16 protein-coding genes and 1 pseudogene are annotated in these 22607 nt (G+C 52.2%); 11 read left to right on the top strand and 6 right to left on the bottom strand.

The window, feature by feature from the left end:
* The first annotated feature begins 11 nt into the window (after nucleotides 1-11).
* Together ACP5D4_RS15495 and ACP5D4_RS15490 are read left to right on the top strand one after the other, a co-directional pair.
* Nucleotides 12-545 (top strand): annotated as a pseudogene (locus ACP5D4_RS15495) (RNA-guided endonuclease TnpB family protein).
* Complete coding sequence (locus tag ACP5D4_RS15490; RefSeq protein WP_428012528.1) at nucleotides 442-1500, top strand: cysteine desulfurase family protein; 1059 nt, start codon at nucleotides 442-444, stop codon at nucleotides 1498-1500. The pseudogene ACP5D4_RS15495 and the gene ACP5D4_RS15490 overlap by 104 nt, the downstream one beginning before the upstream one ends.
* 62 nt (nucleotides 1501-1562) lie before the next feature.
* On the opposite strand, the gene ACP5D4_RS15485 is transcribed toward ACP5D4_RS15490, so the two are convergent.
* Nucleotides 1563-2516 (bottom strand): DUF362 domain-containing protein, encoded by a 954-nt coding sequence (locus tag ACP5D4_RS15485; RefSeq protein ID WP_428012527.1) that lies wholly within the window; start codon nucleotides 2514-2516, stop codon nucleotides 1563-1565.
* 786 nt (nucleotides 2517-3302) lie between these two features.
* Here ACP5D4_RS15485 and ACP5D4_RS15480 point away from each other — a divergent pair.
* From ACP5D4_RS15480 to ACP5D4_RS15470, 3 genes are read left to right on the top strand one after another with little or no spacing between them, the layout of a single operon-like run.
* Complete coding sequence (locus tag ACP5D4_RS15480; protein ID WP_428012526.1) at nucleotides 3303-4154, top strand: hypothetical protein; 852 nt, start codon at nucleotides 3303-3305, stop codon at nucleotides 4152-4154.
* Nucleotides 4155-4212: 58 nt separating this feature from the next.
* Nucleotides 4213-6258 (top strand): ATP-binding protein, encoded by a 2046-nt coding sequence (locus ACP5D4_RS15475; protein ID WP_428012525.1) that lies wholly within the window; start codon nucleotides 4213-4215, stop codon nucleotides 6256-6258.
* Between the two features lie 37 nt (nucleotides 6259-6295).
* Complete coding sequence (locus ACP5D4_RS15470; protein ID WP_428012524.1) at nucleotides 6296-8329, top strand: AAA family ATPase; 2034 nt, start codon at nucleotides 6296-6298, stop codon at nucleotides 8327-8329.
* Nucleotides 8330-8483: 154 nt separating this feature from the next.
* Here the strand turns inward: ACP5D4_RS15470 and ACP5D4_RS15465 are convergent, their stop codons facing one another.
* Complete coding sequence (locus tag ACP5D4_RS15465) at nucleotides 8484-8876, bottom strand: YccF domain-containing protein (RefSeq protein ID WP_428012523.1); 393 nt, start codon at nucleotides 8874-8876, stop codon at nucleotides 8484-8486.
* Between the two features lie 85 nt (nucleotides 8877-8961).
* On the opposite strand from ACP5D4_RS15465, the gene ACP5D4_RS15460 reads away from it, so the two are divergent.
* The 3 genes from ACP5D4_RS15460 (at nucleotide 8962) to ACP5D4_RS15450 (ending at nucleotide 12091) form a co-directional block, all read left to right on the top strand.
* Nucleotides 8962-9309, top strand: coding sequence for a Dethiobiotin synthetase (locus tag ACP5D4_RS15460; RefSeq protein WP_428012522.1), 348 nt, complete (start codon nucleotides 8962-8964; stop codon nucleotides 9307-9309).
* A gap of 168 nt (nucleotides 9310-9477) precedes the next feature.
* Complete coding sequence (locus ACP5D4_RS15455) at nucleotides 9478-10422, top strand: ABC transporter ATP-binding protein (protein ID WP_428012521.1); 945 nt, start codon at nucleotides 9478-9480, stop codon at nucleotides 10420-10422.
* Nucleotides 10423-10471: 49 nt separating this feature from the next.
* Nucleotides 10472-12091: a hypothetical protein gene (locus tag ACP5D4_RS15450; RefSeq protein WP_428012520.1), complete on the top strand. Its 1620-nt coding sequence runs from the start codon at nucleotides 10472-10474 to the stop codon at nucleotides 12089-12091.
* Between the two features lie 104 nt (nucleotides 12092-12195).
* On the opposite strand, the gene ACP5D4_RS15445 is transcribed toward ACP5D4_RS15450, so the two are convergent.
* From ACP5D4_RS15445 to ACP5D4_RS15435, 3 genes are all read right to left on the bottom strand, one after another.
* Nucleotides 12196-12756: a hypothetical protein gene (locus ACP5D4_RS15445; RefSeq protein ID WP_428012519.1), complete on the bottom strand. Its 561-nt coding sequence runs from the start codon at nucleotides 12754-12756 to the stop codon at nucleotides 12196-12198.
* Between the two features lie 142 nt (nucleotides 12757-12898).
* A complete protein-coding gene (locus ACP5D4_RS15440; RefSeq protein WP_428012518.1) occupies nucleotides 12899-13753 on the bottom strand; it encodes a prohibitin family protein in 855 nt (284 codons plus the stop codon).
* A gap of 273 nt (nucleotides 13754-14026) precedes the next feature.
* Complete coding sequence (locus tag ACP5D4_RS15435; protein WP_428012517.1) at nucleotides 14027-15865, bottom strand: sodium:solute symporter family protein; 1839 nt, start codon at nucleotides 15863-15865, stop codon at nucleotides 14027-14029.
* A gap of 387 nt (nucleotides 15866-16252) precedes the next feature.
* Here ACP5D4_RS15435 and ACP5D4_RS15430 point away from each other — a divergent pair, with 387 nt between their 5' ends.
* Nucleotides 16253-18970: a filamentous hemagglutinin N-terminal domain-containing protein gene (locus ACP5D4_RS15430; protein ID WP_428012516.1), complete on the top strand. Its 2718-nt coding sequence runs from the start codon at nucleotides 16253-16255 to the stop codon at nucleotides 18968-18970.
* Nucleotides 18971-19010: 40 nt separating this feature from the next.
* Here the strand turns inward: ACP5D4_RS15430 and ACP5D4_RS15425 are convergent, their stop codons facing one another.
* Nucleotides 19011-19523, bottom strand: coding sequence for a hypothetical protein (locus ACP5D4_RS15425; RefSeq protein ID WP_428012515.1), 513 nt, complete (start codon nucleotides 19521-19523; stop codon nucleotides 19011-19013).
* Nucleotides 19524-20468: 945 nt separating this feature from the next.
* On the opposite strand from ACP5D4_RS15425, the gene ACP5D4_RS15420 reads away from it, so the two are divergent.
* The gene (locus tag ACP5D4_RS15420) at nucleotides 20469-20771 is read left to right on the top strand and encodes a response regulator transcription factor (RefSeq protein WP_428012514.1); all 303 of its coding nucleotides are present in this window, start codon (nucleotides 20469-20471) and stop codon (nucleotides 20769-20771) included.
* Nucleotides 20772-21207: 436 nt separating this feature from the next.
* Nucleotides 21208-22407, top strand: coding sequence for an argininosuccinate synthase (locus ACP5D4_RS15415; RefSeq protein ID WP_428012513.1), 1200 nt, complete (start codon nucleotides 21208-21210; stop codon nucleotides 22405-22407).
* Nucleotides 22408-22607: the final 200 nt, after the last annotated feature.

Below are 22607 nucleotides of genomic sequence, written 5' to 3'. Positions count from 1 at the left end.
AGGTTGCCAAGATCCACGAACAAATTCGAGACGCTCGGAGCGACTACCTGCACAAACTGACAACCCGCTTGGTGTGTGAAAACCAAACCATCGTAGTGGAAGACTTGTTGGTTAAGGGGATGGTGAGAAATCACAAACTTGCCAAACATATCTCTGATTGTGCCTGGGGAAAGTTTGTCAACCAACTGGACTACAAGTGTCAGTGGTACGGACGAACGCTCGTCAAGGTAGATCGATGGTTCCCGAATCCCCCCTAACCCCCCTTATTAAGGGGGGAACTAAAGGGGGGATGTTGCGGACACAAAGCCGATTCGATGGCGTTGGATGTCAGAGAGTGGACTTGTCCGAAATGTGGGACGGTTCACGACCGGGACATCAACGCCGCACAGAATCTTTTGGCGGTGGGACACACCGTTACAGCCTGTGAAGCGAGTGTAAGACTTGAAGGACATTGTTCCCAAGAGCAACTGCGAAAAACCCGTAAGGGAAGGAAGCAGGAACCCAAATCGCGAGGTTTGGGAATCACCGTCCTTCCAGGGCGGTGAGGATGTCAACTTCACCTCCGGGGCAACCGAAAGCATCAACCTCGCCATCCAAGGCAGTCTCCGCGACAGGCCGCTTCGCATTGCCCTCAACCCCCTCGAACACAAAGCCGTCCTCGACACCTGCCACGCTCTCGCCAAACAGGGACGAGCCGAACTCACCGTCCTCTCCGCCAACCGCAAAGGACAACTCGACCTCGACGAGATCGATCGACACTGTGCCAACAGTCTCGATCTCCTGTGCATCATGGCGGCAAACAACGAAATCGGCACGATTTACCCCGTGGAAGCGATCGCTCGCATCGCTCGAAACCACGGCGTTTCCTACCTCTGCGATGCCTCCCAAGCCGTCGGCAAAATCCCCCTACAGTTTCGCCACTGGGGGATTACCTTTCTCGCCGTTTCCGCTCACAAGTTTTACGGGTCCAAAGGCTGCGGCGCACTCCTCGTCCGACGTAACACCCCCTTAAAACCGCTACTCTACGGCGGCGGACACCAACGGGGATTGCGATCGGGAACCCTCAACGTTCCGGGGATTGCAGGATTGGGTGAAGCTTGTCGTCTACGATCGCTCGAAATGGCAACCGACGAACCCGCCATCGCCGCCAAACGCGATCGACTGCAAACTCTCCTCCAACAGCAAATCCCCGATCTCCTCGTCAACGGCGATTTAGATAACCGCCTCGCGGGAAACCTCCACATCTGCGTTCCCGGTATTCCCAACAGTGCCGTCATTGCGCGAGTGCGCGATCGCCTAGTCATCTCCACAGGTTCGGCTTGTTCTTCCGGTGTCGAAACTCCTTCCCACGTCCTGAGAGCAATTGGACTTTCCGAAGATGCGATCGAAGGCGCACTGCGAATCGGCATCGGCAAATTTACCACCGACGAAGAGATCGATCGCGCCGCCGAAATCCTCGTTCGCGAAATCTCCGAAATTCGATCGCTCATGGGTAGATAACGCCTCCCAAACCGCCCAAAACCACGACTCCCCCATGCAACTGGGGGAGACAGACAAACAGCTTACTTACCGCTGGTCATGGGTTCGCGGACAAAACGGATATACAAATGCTTGAAGGTCGATCGCAACACCCGAGGCAAACCAAAATCGATCGGCATCAACGCCTCCGGTAACTTCCAATCCGTCACCGCCAAATCCGCCGGGTTCGCCAAGGGAAACTCCAAATCCTCGAACCTCGGACAAACCCCCAACCGCTGCGACGCCACCGCCGTCGGCACGATCGCAGGATCGACGTTGAGGAGATGCAACATCGCCAAATCTAAGGCGAATACGTCCGTTGAAGCCGCTAACACCCCCAGTTTTCGGGGGTCGCCGCCGCTGGGACCGTTGCCCTCGTGACCGATAATGCCGTCGAGAATCGTTAAATTGGGGGCGATCGATCGGGCGGTTTCCACCAGCATTTCCGCAAAGCGATCGACATCCTTACCCGCCTCGACGTGCCACCAGGCTTTCATTTTCCCCGGAACGCAACCGAAGAGGTTCTTCACCCCCATCGTCATCGTCAACTGCACGTGGGATTTCACCTTGGGAAGGTTAATCACCACATCGGCGTCCATCGCTTCTTTCCCCAACCGCAGATGGGTAAAGTTGTCGTTTTCCGTGTCGTAGCGTTTGCCGCGAAACTCGACAATCGGCAAATCTAAAGCCTCCGCTAGGGGAAGATAGCCGTTAGCTTTGGCGACGCCTCTGGCACTTCCAAACGCCGGACTGTCCCCGAGAAAGGGTTTTCCGCCGACTTCTTTCACCAGTTGCGCCACCGCATACACCACCTCGCGGCGGGTGACACATTCTTTTGTGGGACGAGAACCCGTGAGAAGATTGGGTTTGAGTAAGACGCGATCGCCGGGTTTGACGATCGCACCCATTCCCCCCAACGGTTCGAGTAACGCCTCGAGAGACTCCCGCAAGGCGGCGGTTTCGTAGGAGGTCGATCGTATGAAACTGACAGCAGACACGGCAATTTCCTCGTAGAGCGTTTTTTCGGTACGTTAACACAGACGCTCTGTCTTTTACAGGAGAGTAATTTAAAATCCTTTGAAATCCTAATCTTGGATTATCCGAATATAGGTTTATAGTCTTGACTGTGGTTTTGGTGCAGTTTTAAAGCACAATGAAATCAATTTATCGCCCAGAATATTATGTTTTTCGACCGGGAGTTATTGAAGCCAAAAAACATCTCTGAGTCGTAAAATTTTAGATTATTGTCTAGGTTTAAATTTACCTTTAAATCAACGTTGAAATTAACAGGGTTGTTACGCCAGTTGAAAAAGGTTGATTGACGATCGATATCGACTGATTTTCTCCGTGCAACTGTGCGGGTGGGTATAGGCTTTTGGGGAAGATCGAACTGGGTGCATCTCAAAAATGTAAATTTATCAGATCGGAGTCTCTACACTGAATCGATCGGTTGTTGGGTTTCGCTATCGCTCCACCCAACCTACTGCAAACTCATATTTTTACAAAAGAGAGATGCACCCGATCGAACTTTCTATCTTGCCAAATCTTTTGTAAACTTTTTTTGACGATAGTTTGTAAGCTGGGGCGTTCTTGAGAAGAACTCATCGATCGAGTGTTTAAAATTTATAATTTCGCTGTACTTTAACCGTATTATATTCTAAACTCAAGTATCACCATTTCCTCATTACCTCATCACCTCGATCGCATCATCCTCTCATCGCACCATCATCCCCTCTCCCCCTCTGCGGTAAGATAGGGCGATCGTCGTATAGCAGTCGAACCGAATGGATACGCGGGAACTGAAATTTCTATTAAAACTGTTGGGGACGCCAGACTACCGGGCGCCAATTTCCCAGGTGAAACCCAACAATCGCACCAAAGCGGCCGAGCGCGATCGCATCTGTCACGCCTTGTGCGATCGCGGTCTCGTCGATTGTAACGAAGAAATCGTTCAGTTTCGCATCGCACCGCCGGGAAGCGCCCTGCTGCGCCTCGATACGAGTCGGCTTCCCGTGACGGACGATGAAATTCAAGTCTTGAAAGCTTGCGCGGAAAACAGCATCTCCCCCAAAGAAACCCATCTCGATACAGAACACCGCCAAGTCGTGATTCGCAAACTCGTCGAACGCGGCTTGATTAAAGCCGAAAAAACGACGATTCAAGAAGTTTGGCTGACGTCTCGCGGCCTCGACTACCTGCGCCACGAATACACCCCCAGCGGAAGCGCCCTGGAACTGAGTCTCGACCATCTCGCCTGCTACCTTCAGTTTCTCCGCAAGTCTGACAGTTCCCAATCCGCCGCCGAGGCCAAACCTCCCGCCAAACCCCCCGCCAAACCCGTCAATCCCCAGCGGCGTTTGACAGAAAAGCCCAACGACACGGATATTTGGTACGCCGTCGAAGAACTCGATCGCCTACTCGGAACTGAAAACTATTTACCGATTTTCTACTTGCGCGAACGGCTGCAACCGCCCCTAACGCGAGAAGAACTCGATAGCGCCTTGTATCGCTTGCAACGCGCCGATCGCATCGAGTTAAGTTCTCTGCAAGAAGCCGCTCATTATACGAGCGAACAAATCGAAGCGGGAATTCCTCAAGACATCGGGGGACCGCTGTTTTTCATCATCCGTACCTAATTCTTCGGACGAATTCTTCGGACCCAGACGTATCTCCTATTTGTGGCTGAGGTAAACCATGACCGCGATCGATCGCATTATCCAACGAGAGCCAAACCCCTTCGACACAGAAACCTTTTGGTCGGGAAACTTTTGGCAAGAAGTCCAAAATCCCGATCTCACTGTCGATTCTATCCACCAAGACGCCCTCGACGAAATCGAGGCCGTTCTCGAACGAGTGGCTGACGATCGACGTTCTCGTACCATTCTCCTCGAAGGGGAAACCGGGTCGGGAAAAACCTATCTCCTCGGACGCATCAAGCGATCGATTCAAATCGGCGAGACAGAATCCTCCAGTCCTCGCGCCTTTTTCGTCTACGTCGAACCCTTCACCGCCAGCGATTACATTTGGCGACATATCCTCCGCTACACTGTCGATAGTCTCCTCGAAAAACCGGAAGGTCAAGACAAATCGCAAATTCTCCTGTGGTTGGAAGACCTCTCAGACATCCAACAACGGGGCTTCATCGATTGGCTGCGAGGAGAACGTCAGATGTTCGTTCGCAAACTCCTCGAAACCTATCCTTCGGGAATCTACAACGCTCAAGAATTTTTCGGCGTTCTCTATCACCTCACCAATCCCGACTTGTACCCCATCGCCTGCGAGTGGTTGCGCGGCGACGATCTCGACGATGACTCCTTGCGGAAGTTGGGCGTCCAATCCACCATCGACACGGAAGACGCCGCCCAAAAAACCCTAGCCAACTTCGGACGCATCGCCGACGCGACACAGCCGATCGTCCTCTGTTTCGACCAACTCGACAACATCGCCCGCAACAGCGACGGAAACCTCGATTTACAAACGCTGTTTCGCGTTAACGCGATTCTCCACACTCAGAAAGTGAAAAACTTTCTGTTCGTCATCAGCATCATTACGGATACCTGGCGACAAAACCAAGGGCGCATTCCCGCCACCGATCGCGATCGCATCGATGCGACGATTCGCCTCAAACAAATCACCATCGACCAAGCCGAAGCCCTCTGGGCCAGCCGTCTCTATCTGTTGCACCGCCAAACCTACCCGCAACCGGAATCCCCCATTTATCCCCTCTCTCGCCAATACTTGGACGATAAGTTTCCCGGTGGAAAAACGAGACCGCGCAACACGCTGATTTTGGGGCGGAGGCTGTATCAGGAATCGAAACTCGATCGCCTGCAATCGGGAATCGAGCGAAACGGTTCCAGTCCTACCCCCCCTCCAAAAGTTCCCACAGACGCCACTAGCGACCCCGCTGCGGCGTTCAAACTGGTGTGGTTGAAAAAATTCAAGCAAACGGAAGAACGGGTCAATCGGCTGCGTCAGTATGCCGCTCCCGAGTTGATACAGATGTTGGCGGAAGTTCTCAGCGTCTTGAAAGTCGAAGACGTGCGATCGCGCCTGCTTCCCAGTCGCACTTACGCCAGTTACTCGTTAAGTTATCGCGCCCCCGGAACCACCGATCGCGTGGGGGTGGTGTGGTCGGAAGACGCCAATATGGTGAAGTTTTTCAACCTGCTGAAAGCCTGTCACGAGGCGCTCGATCGAAATCTCTGTCATACCATACAACTGATTCGCGCCGAAGGGGTGGGGTCGCCCAGCAATCGCGGCTATCAACTCTATACAGAAATTTTCAGCGACGATCGCAACAATCATTTCATGTCGGATTTGACCTCCGTGCGCTACCTTTCCACCTATCACACCCTGGTCAACGACGCCCTCTCCGGAGAACTGGTGGTGGGAGAAGAAACCCCCGACCTCCCGAGATTAGAATCCCTCGCCCGTCAAACAGCGGTTTTAAAAGACTGTCCCCTGTTGCAACAACTGGGCTTCTTTGAAACCACCGTCGCCAAAGAAGAAGCCGAAGCATCTCTACAAGCGATCGAAGACTTCATCGCCAACCGAGTCGTCAGCCAACAGTGTATGGCGATCGAACAACTCATCGAAGAAGCGATCGCCCAATTCGGCGGCGTCAGCAAACAACAGGTTCACCAACTCATCGAAACCCTATCGCTGAGCGATCGCCCCGTGCAAATCCTCGATCCCGACCTTCCCCTCGAAGAACAGTTAATTATCGCCCAAACGTGAAGGGTGACTGGAGAATGGAGACTGGAGACTGAGACTTATGGCTTCTATCGAACAGATCGTCCAACGCGCCGTCAATCCCTTTGACTCGACGACGTTTCGACCGGGAAACTTTTGGCACGAAGACGGTCAAACCCACGGTACCATCGAATCGATTCACCAAGATATCGTTGCCGATGTCGAAAGCATTCTCAACCGCGTCGCCAGTGACGGGCGCAGTCGCACGATTCTATTATCCGGCGATTCCGGGTCGGGAAAAAGTTTTCTGCTGAGTCGCCTGAAAAAGCGGTTGAACCCCCAAGCCTTTTTCGCCTACATCGGACCTTGGCCCGAAAGCGATTACATCTGGCGTCACACCCTCCGCCACACCATCGACAGCCTGACTTACGTTCCCGAGGGACAACGAGAATCGCAACTGTTGCTGTGGTTGAAAAGTCTCTCGGCGTTTCGAGAAGGGGGATTTCTCAAACGTCTCATCGGAGAACGCCATCTGTTCGTCCACAATTTCAAATCCACCTATCCCACGGGGATTTACAACGCCAACGAGTTTTTCAGCATTCTCTACTACCTCACGGAACCGAAACGCTATTCTCTGGCGTGCGACTGGTTGAAAGGGGACGATCTCGACGAAGAGAGTTTGCGGGCTTTGCACGTCAGCAGTTCTATCGATACGGAACATAAAGCCCAAAGCATCCTGGCCAATTTCGGACGCATCGCCACCGCAACTCAGCCTATTGTCCTCTGTTTCGACAACCTGGATAACGTCGATCGATCCGATCGCGGTTACATCGACTTACAGGCGTTGTTTAACGTCAATTCCATCGTCCACAACCAAAAGCTGAGGAACTTCCTCGTCATCGTTAGCATCGTCACCAACACCTGGAACGAAAACGCCCGCCACGTTCAAGGGGCTGATTTAGCCCGCATCGATACCGAACTCCACCTGCGCCCCATCGATATCGATCGCGCCCAGCAGCTTTGGGAAATCCGCCTCGCCCCCCTACACCGTCAAGCGGACAACCCGCCCCCCTCTCCGGTATATCCCCTGTCTCGAGAGGCTTTAGAACGAAAATTTCCCGGCGATCGCGCCCTTCCTCGATCGGTGTTGATGTTGGGGCGATCGCTCTTTCAACAGGCGAAAGTAGGCGTCGCCAACGGGAAGTCTCCCCATCTAGAAATCTCCGAAATAACAGAGGTAGAACCGGAGATCGATCGACCCACCGACAAACTGGCGGCGTTCAAACTCGCCTGGGAAACAGAACTGGCGAAAGTCCGCGAAAAAGTCCATCACATCCGTCAATTTTCCGCCCCGGAACTCATGCAAATGTTGCGTCAAGTTCTCGAAGTTTTAGGCGTTACGGGGGTTCAACCGAAACTCCTCGAAAGTCCCACTTACGGACGCTATTCTTTGAGTTTTTATTGGTCGTTCAAACTCGGTCGCGTCGGAGTAATTTGGATTGAAGAACCCAATTTAGGAAGTTTTTGTCGAGTCATGAAAGCCGCGCAAGAGGCGTTAGCCAAAAATACCTGTCAGTTTTTATATTTAATCCGCGCCGAAAATTTAGGCGTTCCTCGAAATCAAGGCTATCGTCGCTATAAAGAGTTGTTTGTCGATTCCATTCACCGTCATATCATTCCCGACTTAGAATCGCTGCATATTTTAGAAACCTATCATCGATTCGTCAATTCCGCCAAATCGGAAGAGTTCGTCTTGAGCGATCGACTGGTGGATTTTGAGGAGTTAAAAGAGTTAACCATTCGTTCGGAAGTCTTACAAGACTGTCGGCTTTTACAAAAGCTCGATGTCTTCAGTCACGACTTAGGAAGTTTGCTGAATACCGAAGAACATAATACATTCGATCGCGCCAAAGAATATATTTTCGCCCTAGTAAAAACCCAACAACTTATCGGTCAAACCGTATTAGTTGAAAGTGCAAAAGCCCAATTTCCAGAACTCAAGAAAAGAGACATCAATAAAGTCATTTCGACCCTCTGCAAAGAAAACTGTATCGCCATTCTCAACCCCGATTCTAACCCCGAAGAACATCTAATTAGTTACATCATATCCTCGTAAATATCAACCTTAAATTCCTAGAAAACCCCCCCATCTCAAATCGATCGTCTGTGGTAAATCCCTCCCCCAAATTCAAGATTAATTTAAATTCCCAAAATAGTCATGTTGGGTTTCGCTTGCGCTCCACCCAACCTACAATTTAACTACAACCTTACTAAAACGCTTCGATTTTTTCCGGTTCCTTCAACGAACGGCCGAAGGGCAACAACGACATGGGAATCAACTTAATATGTTGCTTCGCAAAAGGAAGCCCCACAATCGTAATCGCCAAAATCGCCGCATGAGTCAAATGAGAAATAGCAATTTCCCAGCCGAACAACAGAATCCAAATGATATTAAAAATAATGGTCAGCGTGCTGTTGGCGTTCTTATCTTCAACGATTTCCTTTCCGAAAGGCGTCATGGTCGCAAACCCTAATTTAATCGTTTGCAGACCGAACGGAATACCAACAATCGTGACGCACAAGGTCAAACCTCCGATAATATAACCGAGTCCCGACAGGAACCCGCCGAAAATCAGCCAGATGATATTTCCAAGTAAACTCATGGGAACTCCCAGTATGGTTAAAGTTTAAAGACGCGACTCGCAAACTCGACCCTCGCCTCACTATCGATTTAACACGATTTTTCTCATGGATGACAAAACCGCACGAAACTTTCTCATCGACCAAGGAATGGCGTTGGAGACGCGGCGCAATCCCGATGCGTTCCTGATGCTTCTCGAAGGGGGAAACGCGCCGATTCCCGGTCAGATGACCTCGATTTTGCTGGCGTTGAAGGTGTTGTATCGTGCGATCGAGGGTCAACCCCAGATCGATCGCGAGTTGGCTTACGCCTTGCATTTGCTGGTGTTGGAAAGTCAGCGTCAGTTCGAGCGAGGTCGCAATTGCGGCGTCTCCTGGCCGCCGCTGTTGGCGGAGGATTTGAACCGTCTAGAACGCGCGGTGGCGAGTATTTTTACCGGGAAATGGCAAGATTGAGGCCAGAGGCGGTGAAACCGTTCGAGAAACTTTCACAAATGTGAGCGATCGCCCGGAAACATTTGGGGAAAGCTAAGGCTAGGCTTGGGGTATCTCCCGCGATCGCCGTCTCTGCGGAATGGCGATCGATTCCCCTGTAGCCGATACTCAGTTACCCCACCCATCACGATGACTGACCTCGCCATCGAAACCCGCGATCTCAGCAAACAGTTCGATCGCCAACTCGCCGTCAACGAAGTCAACCTCAACATCAATTACGGCGAAGTCTACGGTCTCATCGGACCCAACGGCGCGGGAAAAACCACCCTGATTCGGATGTTAGCCGCCATCGAAGAACCCACCACCGGAGAAATCTACTTCAACGGCGAACAACTGCGACCCGATCGACCCAACCCCAACCTCCAACGACATCTCGGCTACCTACCCGACGACTTCCCCCTCTACGACGACCTCACCGTTTGGGACTATCTCGAATACTTCGCGCGACTGTACCACCTGCGAGAACCCACGCGATCGCGCCGCCTCTTCGACGTACTCGAACTCGTCCAACTCGTCCCCAAACGCAACAGCCTCATTTCCACCCTCTCGAGAGGGATGAAACAACGGCTGAGTTTGGCGCGAACCGTCATTCACGAACCGATATTACTCCTTCTCGACGAACCCGTATCCGGCCTCGACCCCATCGCGCGGATGCAGTTTCGCGAAATCATCAAGGTTTTACAAGAAGCCGGAATGACCGTATTGATTTCCTCCCACGTTCTCAGCGACCTCGCCGAACTTTGTACGTCGATCGGCATCATGGAACTGGGATATCTCGTCGAAAGTGCGCCGCTACAGCACCTTTACGCGCAACTTAGCCAGCAGCAAATCCTCATTTCCGTCCTCGACGATCGTCTCGACCCCCTCCTCAGCGAACTGCGCCACTGTCCCCACGTACAAAATTGGGATCTGCGCGATCGACAAATCCTCGTGCAGTTTACCGGAACCGACGCCGACAGCGCCGACCTACTGCGCCAACTGGTAACAGCGGGGGTCTCCGTCTGTGACTTCCACTGCACGCGGGAAGACCTAGAAACGATTTTTCTAAAGCTCGGTCACAAACAAGCCTCTTAACGCCCCTCTGGGCTGCCTCTATCGCACTGTTTATATAGGTATTGGTATCATGCTCCAAACTTGGCTCGAACGGTTCGGCGACGCGAACCCCCAACTGTTTCGGGAACTCAAAGGACGCCTTCGCCGACGCAACCTTATCGCAGCGATTTCCGGCTCGCTTCTCGTACAACTTCTCGTGTTGCTCTACTTCTGGGGTCAACTTCCCGTAGATATGGGACGCGATCGCATCGCCAACAACTATTACTGTCTCTCGGGTAGCTTTATCCACAACGGCAAATCCATGTATGGATGCCTGCGAGACAACGCCGGCGAATTGATGATTCTCTGGGATAAATGGTGGCTCCACATCTGCCACGCCCTCAGTACCATTGCTCTGGGGGGACTGCTCGTCGGCGTCATCTTCATGCTGGTGGGCAACCTGGCTAACGAACAGCGACGGGGAACCCTAAACTTCATTCGCCTGAGTCCCCAAACGGCGAAAACCATCTTCCTCGGCAAAATCTTCGGCGTTCCCTCCCTGGTGTATCTCGCCGTCGCCGTGGCGGTTCCCCTTCAGTTGTGGTCTAGCTTGCAAGGGGGATATCTCCTCAGTGACGCCCTTCTGTTCTACGTCGTGGCAGGCGTCAGCAGTTTCATGTTTGCCAGCTTCGCCGTTCTCTACGCGCTCCTCGGCGGTCAACAGGCTTGGCTGGGGGGCATTTTAGGGGCGTTACTCGTCTATCCCTATATGGTTCTCGTATTTGTCAGCTTTGACAACAAAATTTCCCGTATCGACGATGGCATTTGGTGGCATTACCCCATCGCCAAGTTACCGATTTACACGCAACTTTTCGTTTTAGCCAGCTGCCTGTTATTGATTTATTGGATGTGGGCGGTATTAGAGCGACGGTATCACAAACCGAGTGCTACTTTGTTGAGTAAAGGACAAAGCTACGCCCTCAACCTCTGCCTTCATTTATATGTTTTGGGGTTTGCCGTTTCCCTGCCCAACACCCCCCATTTGCACGATATGACATTTTTTGCGGGGGTTTCCCTGGTCGTTGTCCTGTTGTTGACGGCGGCGGTGGCTCCCCAACGTCAAACCTTGCAAGATTGGGCCCGCTATCGCCATTTCAGCCGCAATAGCGATCGCCAACAGCACTATTCTCTGATTCGCGATCTCCTCTGGGGCGAAAAAAGTCCCGCATTGTTGGCGATGTTAGTTAACGTGGCGATCGCCATGGGAAGTTGGTCGGGATGGGTTCTGTTTTGGGAACGCGATCGAATTTCCGCCCTTGTCGGATTGGTTATCGTCGCCAATCTATTATTGCTGTACAGCAGCCTAGCGCAGTGGATTTTGTGGACGAAACATCGAAAACGTCAAATTTGGGCGGCGGCAGCAGTGGCGGCGTCTATCGGCGTTCCGCCCTTAATCTGGGAAATCTTCGACATTGCCAAATACGACGTATCCGGTAGCGGGACGGACTTACCGAGTCTGCTGTGGAAGATATCCGTATTCGGGGCGAGTTTATCGAATTCGTACCAACTTTCGCTCTGGTATTTCGGACTGGGTTGTTTAATGCAAGTGGCGGTTATTGCTACGATGGCGGCGCAATTTTCCCGTCAGTTGAAACGAGTCGGACAGTCTGAACTGAAACAGTTGGTGTCCGGTGAGGAGATGATGGGATGATGGAATGATGGGATGATGAGAGGTAGGGTGCGTTAGCGGGTCAAAACATTCCGCCGCCGTCAAGGGAATGGACTTCCCGCGAACGCACCGCCCCCAGAGATGGCTCAACGATTTCTCAACTGCGTTTCCAGAGTTTCCACATCTTCGGCTAGAACGATCGACAATTGACCGATAACGGGTTCGACGCCGTCCCGTTCGGTAATCTCAATCCAATAGCCAAAGCGATCGCCCTTCAACACCACGCCGCGATAAAGGTCTTGCATCTCCCGTCCGGCGGGACTCACGTAGTCGTAAACTACCTCAGCCTCTCGATAATCTCGGTAGACATCGAGATCGTAGATCGATCGTAACGTCGAAACCAGTCGATCGCGCGTCACCCCGTTTTCATAATCGAGAACTTCCAGGCGTTCGCTGCGAATGTAGCGTCCTCCCACCACCAAATTCGAGTCCGTCGGTAACGTCTTCGAGGCGGAAAACGTAAACCGCTGACCCGGAATATCGCTGCGACTGACGCGCAAACTCCCCTCGAGTCCCCGAGGTAACAGCGGATTGGTTTGAATCCAAGTTTGCACTTGTTCCACAGTTTGACCCGGAAGCGCCAAACTCGGCGAGGTTCCCAAAACAACCCCAGCGATCGATCCCAGTGCGAATTTCCAAAGAGCCATCTCAGTTTCAGTGAAAAAACTTCGGTGAAAAAACGTCAAAACCCAAGCCTTCAGAAACCGGGTATCTGCAACATCTCGGACTCTCCCTCGGAGAACTTTCTCAGATACCCGGTTTCTCAAACGGTTTCGCCGTCCGACTGATTTACATCGCTTCCTCTTGCACGTCTTGTAAATCGAAGAGGAACGGAATCGCCGGAGAGTCACCCCCCAACACTAGCACTTTCGGCATTTGTGCGCCGCCTTCGCGCCAAGCTTGAATCGTCTCCTTCTGCAACACCAAGCGTCCCCCTTGGGATTTGAGGGTTTCCGCTAACAGCTTTTGCGCTTCCGCTTTCCCTCGGGCGCGGTTGATTTCCGCTTGCGCTTCCTGTTCGGCTTCTTGAGCGATGTAAACCGCCCGTCGCGCCCGCTGTTCGGCGATTTGCTTCTCTTCAACCGCTTTGGCGAACTCCGTCGAGAAGTTCAAATCCACCACGCTGGTATCGAGTACGATGACGTCGTATTTCTCCAGTCGGCTTTGTAAAGCGATGTCGAAATCCTTTTTCAGTTCGCTGCGCTGGGTGATACTTTCTTCAGCGGTGCGTTTGGCGGCGGCGATTTTAAACGCCTCTTGAGTTTGCGGGGCGATGACTTTCGAGACGATGTTGGCCAGGGTTCCCTGGGTGCGTCGTACTTCCACCACCTTAGCGGGATCGAGTCGGAAGTTAATGGCGAAGCGTCCTTTTAAATCTTGTAAGTCTTTGGTGGAACTTTGGGCGGGAACTTCAAACTTCTGCACCGTCACGTCGTAGACATCCACTTTCGACACTAAAGGGGGTTTGAAGTGCAAGCCTTCGAGTAACGCGCCGTCTCTGGCTTTCCCCAGGATGCTGATGACGCCAGCTTCGCCGGGGGAAATGATGACGAAGGAACTAAATCCAATAAGAGCGATCGCGGCCAGGATGACGCCGATGAGTATCGACTGTATGTTAGGTGAGTTGGGTTGTGCGCTTTTCAAGGTTGCCTCTCCTTTCGGTGCGGTCGGTTTTCTTTCTCAGGGTATCGCACGGTTCGAGAGTCGGTACAGCATTAGGGGGAAGCTTCAGCGTCCAGTGGCGCTATTCAACCCACGCCGAAATTCTCGAAATCGGGTGGTTTCTGCGACGGTTTGGCTTTCGTGTGAAAGGGTGGTTTGAGACAGGAATTCGGCGTGAGATCCCATGAAATTCCTGGCATCTCCAAGATGTCGGGGATCTTCAACCCGAGAGATCTTCAACCTGAGACCTTACTCTCAATTCTCCTCAAGTCCCGGTCTTGGCAGAGCCACCAGCTTACGTTTGTTCAACCGCCGCAGCCAAGTGCCACCGACGACCGCCACCACCAGCCAACACCAACCCATCAACGGTTGTAACAGCAAAAATCCCCCCGAAGACAACAACACCCCAAATAACAGTAAATTCGCCGCAACTGCCCGTTTTAAATCCGTCAGTAAATCCTGGGCGGGAAACAGCCCCGTATTCGCCTGTTGTCGCGACCAACCTAACCCCCCCGGACGGGCGTGGCGATAGAAATTATCCAAGGTCTCTTCCGCTTCCGGCGGCGTCAACCACATCACCGCAATCCATAACAGACTCACCACCACCGTAATAAAAATGACCCGCAAGCCGTAATCGGACATGGGGGCGACCACCCAGCGAAACGCCCAACTCGAGGGTTCCACATCCCACTGAGGTGCAAAGGTTGCCAGGGAACCGACGATGAAACTGGCAACGATCGCCGTCAGTTCCGCCGCCGCGTTCACTCGCCACCAGAACCACCGCAAAATCAACACCAGTCCCGACCCGGTACCGATGGCGATAATTAACTCGAAGACTTGGGCGATGTCTTCGGCGACGAACGCCGCCACTGCCCCCAACGCCGTGACGATAACGGAGGAGAAACGCCCTACGAACACCAGTTTGGTTTGACTGGCTTCGGGTTCGACGAACCGTAAATACAGGTCGTTGGTGATGAAGGACGCCCCCCAGTTGATGGAGGTGGAAACGGTACTCATAAACGCTGCAATTAAGGAGGCGACGACGAGTCCTAACAGTCCCGGTCCGAGATATTCCAACATCAATTTGGGATAGCCCAGTTCTTTATCGGGTAAGTCGGGGAAGACGACGAGGGCGACGAGGGCGACGACAATCCAAGGCCAGGTTCGGACGACGTAGTGCATGATGTTGAAGGTCCAGGCGGCTTTTTCTGCCCCGGCTTCGTCTTTGGCGGCGGCGAACCGCTGGACGAACTCTCCGCCGCCGTCGCTGCGACGCCAAGACCACCATTGAACGAAGATGTTGGCGAGGAAGGCGCTGAGGGTAATTCCGGCGGTTTTGCTAAATTCGAGAACGGTTCCGTCTCCGCTGAGGTGAACGGGTACGATCGACAGGATATCGATATCGGTGACTTGCGGGATGCGATCGATCAGCGTTTCCATCCCGCCGATGCGGTTCAGGGCGATTCCCGCCACGAGTAACGCCCCCACTAACGCCAAAATAAATTGAAAGAAGTCCGTGGCGACGACCCCCCACAATCCGGCTAATCCGGCGTAGACCAAAACGAAGATGCTGACGCCGACGACACTCCAGATTTTGAGGTCGGTGTCGGTGGCTTCGATGCCGAATCCTTCCCAGATGTTGAGGGCGTCGACGACTTTCACCATGCCTAACATGGCGTAGCCGATGCCGATGCAGTTCATGGGAACGGCGAAGATAAAGGCTTTGATACCCCGCAACCAAGCGGCGGTCGAACCGCCGTAGCGAATTTCGGTGAGTTCGGCATCGGTGATGACTTCCGATCGCCGCCACATTTTGGCGAAAATGTAAATCATAATCAGGTGAGAAATGCCGAAACTCCACCACAGCCAGTTTCCGGCGATGCCTCGGTTGCCGACGATTCCGGTAATTAGAAGTGGGGTATCGATCGAAAAGGTGGTGGCCGCCATGCTGGTGCCCACTAACCACCAGGGTAGCGATCGACCGGAGACGAAGAAGTCCGCTAAACTTTTTGAGGCTTTGCGGGAGAGGTATACCCCCAAGGCCATGGTGACGACGAGATAACTAACGACGATAAACCAATCGATCGATTGCATGGTTGCTGTGGACTGGGTTGGCAAACTGGCGTCATTCTACAGTACAGGGCGTTGCCAATGGATTCGGCGGGTCTGTCGGCGATCGATCGTCGATCGCACCTCGAAAGTTTCAGGTCAGTTCTGTTGAGGAATTTTTTAAGTCAAAAAAACTTCACTTCAAACGATTTGGATTGGATTAAAATAATATTAGATTATAGTATATACAAATCCTGTTTCGTTAATTAAAAAATAGTAAAAAATTATTTTTTTTGTTTCTAGACCCTTGTTTGTCATATCCGAGTTATATTCTGTCTTTACTCTCTCTTTAGTCCTTGTTGTATAAACGCTTTGTATAAACCATTTTCTATCGCTATTAATATCAATAAAATAATTGGAGTTTGTTTTAAAATGACTCTTCCGAATTCAATATATATAGAATTAAAAAATGCCGACAATTCTCGCTTTTTACGAAATAGTATATATTTAAAATATTCTTGTTTCTTGCATATATTTAATATCCTAATTTTATCGACGACATTAATTCTTTTTAAAGCACAAAAAATTGGCGCTCAACTTATTCCAGACGAAACCCTAGAAACTCCATCAATCGTAGAAAACGAAGGAAATACCTCTCGAATCAGAAACGGAAGCCAATCCAACCTCCAGTTATTTCATAGTTTTAAAGAATTCAACATCTCGGAAAATCAAAGAGTTATTTTTGAAAACGCACCGAACATCGAAAATATTTTTACGCGAGTGACGGGAGAGAACGCTTCGACGATTGCCGGAACCCTGCAAACCCAAGGCACAGCCAATTTCTTCCTCATCAATCCCAACGGCATCCTGTTTAAAGATACAGCACGATTGGACGTGGGGGGTTCCTTTCTCGCCACCACAGCCGATCGCATCCTGTTCGAGAACGGAACCGCTTTCAGTGCCACCTCCCCCGAAACGCCCTTGTTAACCGTAACAGTTCCCGTGGGGTTGCAGTGTGGCGATGGCTCCGGTGAAATTCGCGTCGAAGGCAGAGGACACAACTTAGCCTTTTCCGAAGACATCGATCTCAGTCCCCTCGTCAGCGAACCCATCGAAACAGGATTGCAAGTTCCCGAAGGGGCAACCCTGGCACTCCTGGGGGGAAACGTCACCCTCCACGGCGGCCTGTTGGAAGCCCCAAACGGCCGTCTGGAACTGGCGGCGGTAGCCTCCGGTTCCGTCAACCTGATATCCGAGGCGTCGGGTTGGAGAACAGAATACGAAGCCGTCTCAGAATTCGCCGATATCCAACTGTCGCAACAGTCCCTCGCCACCACCCGAGGCCGCGGCGGAGGTAACATCAGCCTCCACAGTCGCAATCTCGATGTCCGAGACGGGTCGATGGTGTTGCTGCAAACCTGGGGAGCGGGCGACGACGGAACGTTACGAGTGCGGGTCAGCGATACCCTGTCTCTCTCCGGTAACGCGCGAGACGAAACCCTGTTCAGCCGATTGCGAAGTGCCACCTGGGACGACGGACGGGCCGCTGATATCGATATCGCGGCGAGGACTTTCACCACGGACGATTTGGCGATCGCCCAAAGTCTCAGTTTCGGGGCGGGTGACGGAGGTGGACTCCGGGCGAACGCGGCCGATACTCTCGACGTTCGCGGCCGGCTCTTCAACGGTTCCTTGCAAAACGACATTTTCGGCACCATCGCCCTGGCCTCGGGCAACGCGGGACACCTCGACATTCAAACGAGAACTCTCAGAGTCCGCGACGGTCGAGCGGTTGGCTCTTTCGCCTTTGGTTCGGGGCAGACCGGAGACGTGACGGTGACGGCCGCCGAACAAATCGAACTGACGGGAGATCAACCGCGCACGAGCGGACTCAATTTTATCGGTAGTGTGACGCGGGGATCGGGGGAGGCGGGGAAACTGACGATCGAGACCCGACGCTTAATCATGCAGGGCGGTTCGGGGATTTCCACCACCACCCTAGGAGCGGGAGATGCGGGCAGCGTCAGGGTTAACGCGACGGAATCGATCGAGCTGAGAGGGGCCAATCCGAATTTGCTCTCGATAATTTCTTCGGCCTCAGTCTCGATATCTCCCGAGTTCGTGGGCGATATTCCCCCACCGTCGGGGGATGCTGGCAACGTTGACATTACAACATCACGGCTCGTACTGGGACGTTACAGCTCGCTTTCGGTACAAAGCAACGGCTTGGGAGAAGCGGGAAGCCTCACCGTCAACGCCGAGGTTCTCACCAGTCAGCCAACCGCGCAAATCGTGGCGGATACGCGATCGAATTTGGGGGGAAACGTTCGCTTAAACGTGGGTCAGTTAGACTTCAGCGGCGACAACATCGACCTTTCGGCCATGGGCAGCGGCGACGGGGGAAACCTTATCATTGTCGGCGATCGCTTAACCCTCGACGAGACGACGGTTCGCGTAGCCAGTCAAGAGGGAAACGGCGGCAATATTCGCTTGAACCTGAGCGATGCGATCGTCTTGCAGAACGGAAGCCGCATTTCTACCCGTGCGGGGACTCCCAGTCAAGGAACGGGTAACGGCGGGAACATGATTCTCGAGACGGGAACTCTGACGCTTTTGGAAAACAGTCGCCTCGAGGCGGACGCTTTCGCCGGACGGGGCGGAAACATCAGGGTTTTCGCTCGAGGATTCTTCCAATCTCCCGACAGTCGCATTTCCGCCAGTTCCCGCTTGGGGATCGACGGCACCATCGACATTGAAACACCGCAGTTTTCCCAAGAGAATTTGTTCGCCCTCAATCCTGAAGAAAGCCGTTTGACGGAAACGGTGGTCGATCGTTGTACGGCTTTTAATGCAGGGAGCGAATTCGTGTTTGTGGGGCGGGGGGGACTGCCGCCGACGCCTTTCGATCCCATTTCACAAACACCGCTATGGCAGGATTTTCGCGCCCTAGAACAGTTGCAGGAGATGCCTACCCCCCCGGAAAACCACCACAGCGAAGCTCTCGAGACGCCGTTACCGTTGTTGCGGGAAGCCACCGCTTGGACGATTCGGGAAGATGGAGCGATCGAGCTGGTGTCGATTTCGGAGGATCGTGCGGAGAGTCCATCTTCGAGCCGCTGTTGGGCTTGGCGGGAGCGCGAAACCCGTTAAGCCGCGTTGTACGCAAGCTTAACGGGTCGAAGAATTAACCTCAAACTAATGGGATCTTATCGGAACGGGACTCCAAAGGTTCGATCGGACGGAGGTTCCGCTGAGACGGAGGAGAGAGAGAACGAACGGAGGGAAGGGGTTCGATTTTGACGCAGACCGTATTTCCATCGAAGTGTTTGCCAATCAGTCCGAGATCGGCGAGTTTGTCTAGCATCATCCCGGCGGCGCGATGGCTGCCGCGATCGCGATCGGCGTAGAACAACGCCGCTGCTTCGCGATGGGTACAGGAGACAAACTCTTCGGGAATATGTAACTCCGCTAAAGGGGACGATATTCGGCGACCGAGTATCAGTTGGTATTTCAAGCACAAATATGCCCACAAGCGCACGAAATATTCAGCTCGACGCCGGGTCAGCCCACCTTTTCCGACAAGTTGGGACATATAGTGACGCTGGCAGTCTCGGGGAAACCACCGATCGAGGGACATCGGATCGAGATCTTGCCAACGGACAGTTTTGGGAGAGGCTTGAGACGTAGCAGTCTTAAACATCATGTTTTTAAGTTGATTTCGCTATATTGTCATTCTGTCACAGCTTTTTCGGAAAACACCACCCCCTTTGCCTAAAATCAGTATTTACTTAAGTATATACACTGAGAAAATATGAACTTTTATAACATAAAATTGGTTATGGCAATGAAAACAGCCCGGCTTTAATCTCTAAAATCCTTTTTTTTAAAGGAGTTTTGAGCAATTCAACTCGCTAGGGCGATCGCTTCTCAGTGTATACACTTAATTTTGCCGGATCTGTATCGGGTTTGGCAAGATCCTCCCCGAGCGATCGCGTCAACCGCTCTCTCAGTCCGCGCGATCACAGAACGCGAATCCTGAGAGTTTTCAAAATTTTCGGCGAAGAGACTCGACCAATCATGGGTATCGTCCAGAAATTTGAAGAGAAGTCCTGTATAACCAACAGGAGTTAGGCAATTGTCGGTCAAAAAAACAATTTAGCGTTCTAAGCCTTTAAAATCAGGTAATTCCATGACTTTTACCGGGTGCATCTCAAAAAGGCAAATCGTCAGACAGCTAAGATCTCTAAGAGACGGGATACCCGAAACTGAGGATTTTCCAGATACCGGGTTTCTCTCAGTGGATATTTGGACAAGTTTGAGATACAGCTTTGTCATTGGGTTCCTAAGTCACTCCGAACCCATATGATTCTATTTTGAAATGGGTTTGAAGTTCGATACAGCAGGGTTAGTTAAGTTGCGCTAAAAAAAGACCCTTTTACAAAAAAACAACCCTCAAAAAAGTTAAAGCTTAAAATTCTTAACTTTTTAGATGGATTGTTAGCAGATTGTCGCCCTGACTCGAAGTTTAAAGCCAAATCACCCAGATTACAGCGATCGATCGAATTCCCAGGCACTTTAATCGATGGTTGACTATCGGGGTTTCGCCTCTACCGCTGCAATCCCGTAGCGTCGAAAAGGAGATTCGATCGTGTTGTTGAGTATTTCTTTACCCAAAAGGCTCGTACCGTCCTTACGATTGCGCTTCCGTTGGATTCCCTTGGGTTTATCTGAGGGTTTCCTCGTCACTTTTGAGGATATCAGTCAGATCGTTCCCCACCGCGTTCTCGCGGAAGCGAAAGCCTACGGTTTCACAGAACGGGAATCTGAGGTTTGGCTGTTGCGATCGCAGGGTTTATCTTACAAACAAATTGCTGCTCGTCTATACATTTCCGAACATACTGTCAAGAAACATCTTCGGAACGCGCGATCGAAACGAGATTCCATCCTTTGAATCGTGAAGGACTCCCCGGAGCTTAGAGTGCGGCTTTTTACGGTTTTCTCTAAGCTTCGATCGCAAAAAAAACGGGAGTTTTAGGATTGCAATTAATTTTTTGGTCTGCGAATATAAACGCGAATATAAAATTGCTTGCATTCATACAAAACCCGACTTAGAAATTGGATTTTACCAATTCAACTGAAACCCCGTAGCATCTTGGGTAAGGATGCTACGGGAGAACGACAAAACAACAAAAGTCAACCCAAATCCTCGAGAGATTATATCCTTCACCAGAATTGTCAACAATCGCTAACACAGAGAACCGTTTCGAGACAGTGGCGACCCCAGCAAGGTAAAATCCCAGCCAAGTCTGCCAAGAATGGGGAAAATTACTCCAGAATATGCCCCATAATAAAAGACTGGTTGTTTTGAGACGGAGAACGAAACGTACATGGGTCGTGCTAAAAAAGCCGTACTTGCCTATTCCGGTGGCGTCGATACGTCAGTGTGTATCCCCTACATGAAGCAAGAGTGGGGAGTTGAAGAAGTGATTACCCTGGCCGCCGATTTGGGTCAAGGGGAAGAACTCGGACCAGTTCGCGAAAAAGCCCTGACATCTGGGGCGAGTCAATCCTTAGTGGCGGACGTCCAAGAAGAATTCATCGCCGATTACGCCTTTCCCGCAATTCAAGCTAACGCCCTCTACGAAAACCGCTATCCCCTCTCGACGGCGTTAGCCCGTCCTCTGATTGCCAAGAAACTGGTAGAAGTAGCCCAAGAATACGGGGCCGACGCCGTAGCCCACGGCTGTACCGGGAAAGGTAACGACCAAGTTCGTTTCGACGTGGCCATCGCCGCCCTCAACCCCGATATTACAGTCCTCGCCCCCGCCCGGGAATGGGGAATGAGTCGCGAAGAAACCATCGCTTACGGGGAACGCTTCGGAATTCCCTCTCCGGTGAAAAAATCTTCCCCCTACAGTATCGATCGCAACCTCCTCGGCCGCAGCATCGAAGCCGGCCCGTTGGAAGATCCCTGGAACGAACCCCTCGAAGAAGTCTTCGCGATGACGAAAGCCATCGCCGAGACCCCCGACGAACCGGAATACGTAGAAATCGGCTTCGAGGAAGGTCTTCCCATCACCATCAACGGTGAAGCCCTCTCTCCGGTGAAACTCGTCGCCAGCCTCAACGACATCACCGGACGCCACGGCGTCGGCCGCATCGATATGATTGAAAACCGCCTCGTCGGGATTAAATCTCGAGAAATCTACGAAGCCCCCGCCCTGCTGACGCTGATTCAAGCCCACCGCGACTTGGAAAGTCTGACGCTGACGAAAGACGTAACCCAGTACAAACGGGGAATTGAGGAAACCTACAGCCAATTGGTGTACAACGGCTTGTGGTTTAGCCCCCTGAAAGCGGCGTTAGATGGGTTTATTCGAGAAACTCAGAAACGCGTGACTGGGGTGGTTCGCGTGAAACTGTTTAAAGGAACCGCCACCATTGTCGGTCGCAAGTCTGCGAATACCCTCTACACCGACGAACTGGCGACTTACGGTTCGGACGACCAATTCGACCACAAAGCCGCTGAAGGCTTCATCTACGTTTGGGGTCTTCCCACGCGGATTTGGTCGCAGAAGACGCGGTGAGGGGATGAGGGGATGAGGAGATGATGGAATGAGGGGATGAGGGGATGAGGGGATGAGGGGATGAGGGGATGAGGGGATGAGGGGATGATGGGATGATGGGATGATGGGATGAGGAGATGAGGGGATGATGTGAAACTCCCCATTACCCCATTACCCCATTACCCCATTACCCCATTACCCCATTACCCCATTACCCCATT

Source organism: Baaleninema sp., assembly GCF_049974805.1.
GTDB lineage: Bacteria > Cyanobacteriota > Cyanobacteriia > Cyanobacteriales > Geitlerinemataceae > Baaleninema.
The sequence above is the reverse complement of the archived record's forward strand: the minus strand, read 5'-3'. Positions and strand labels throughout refer to the sequence as shown.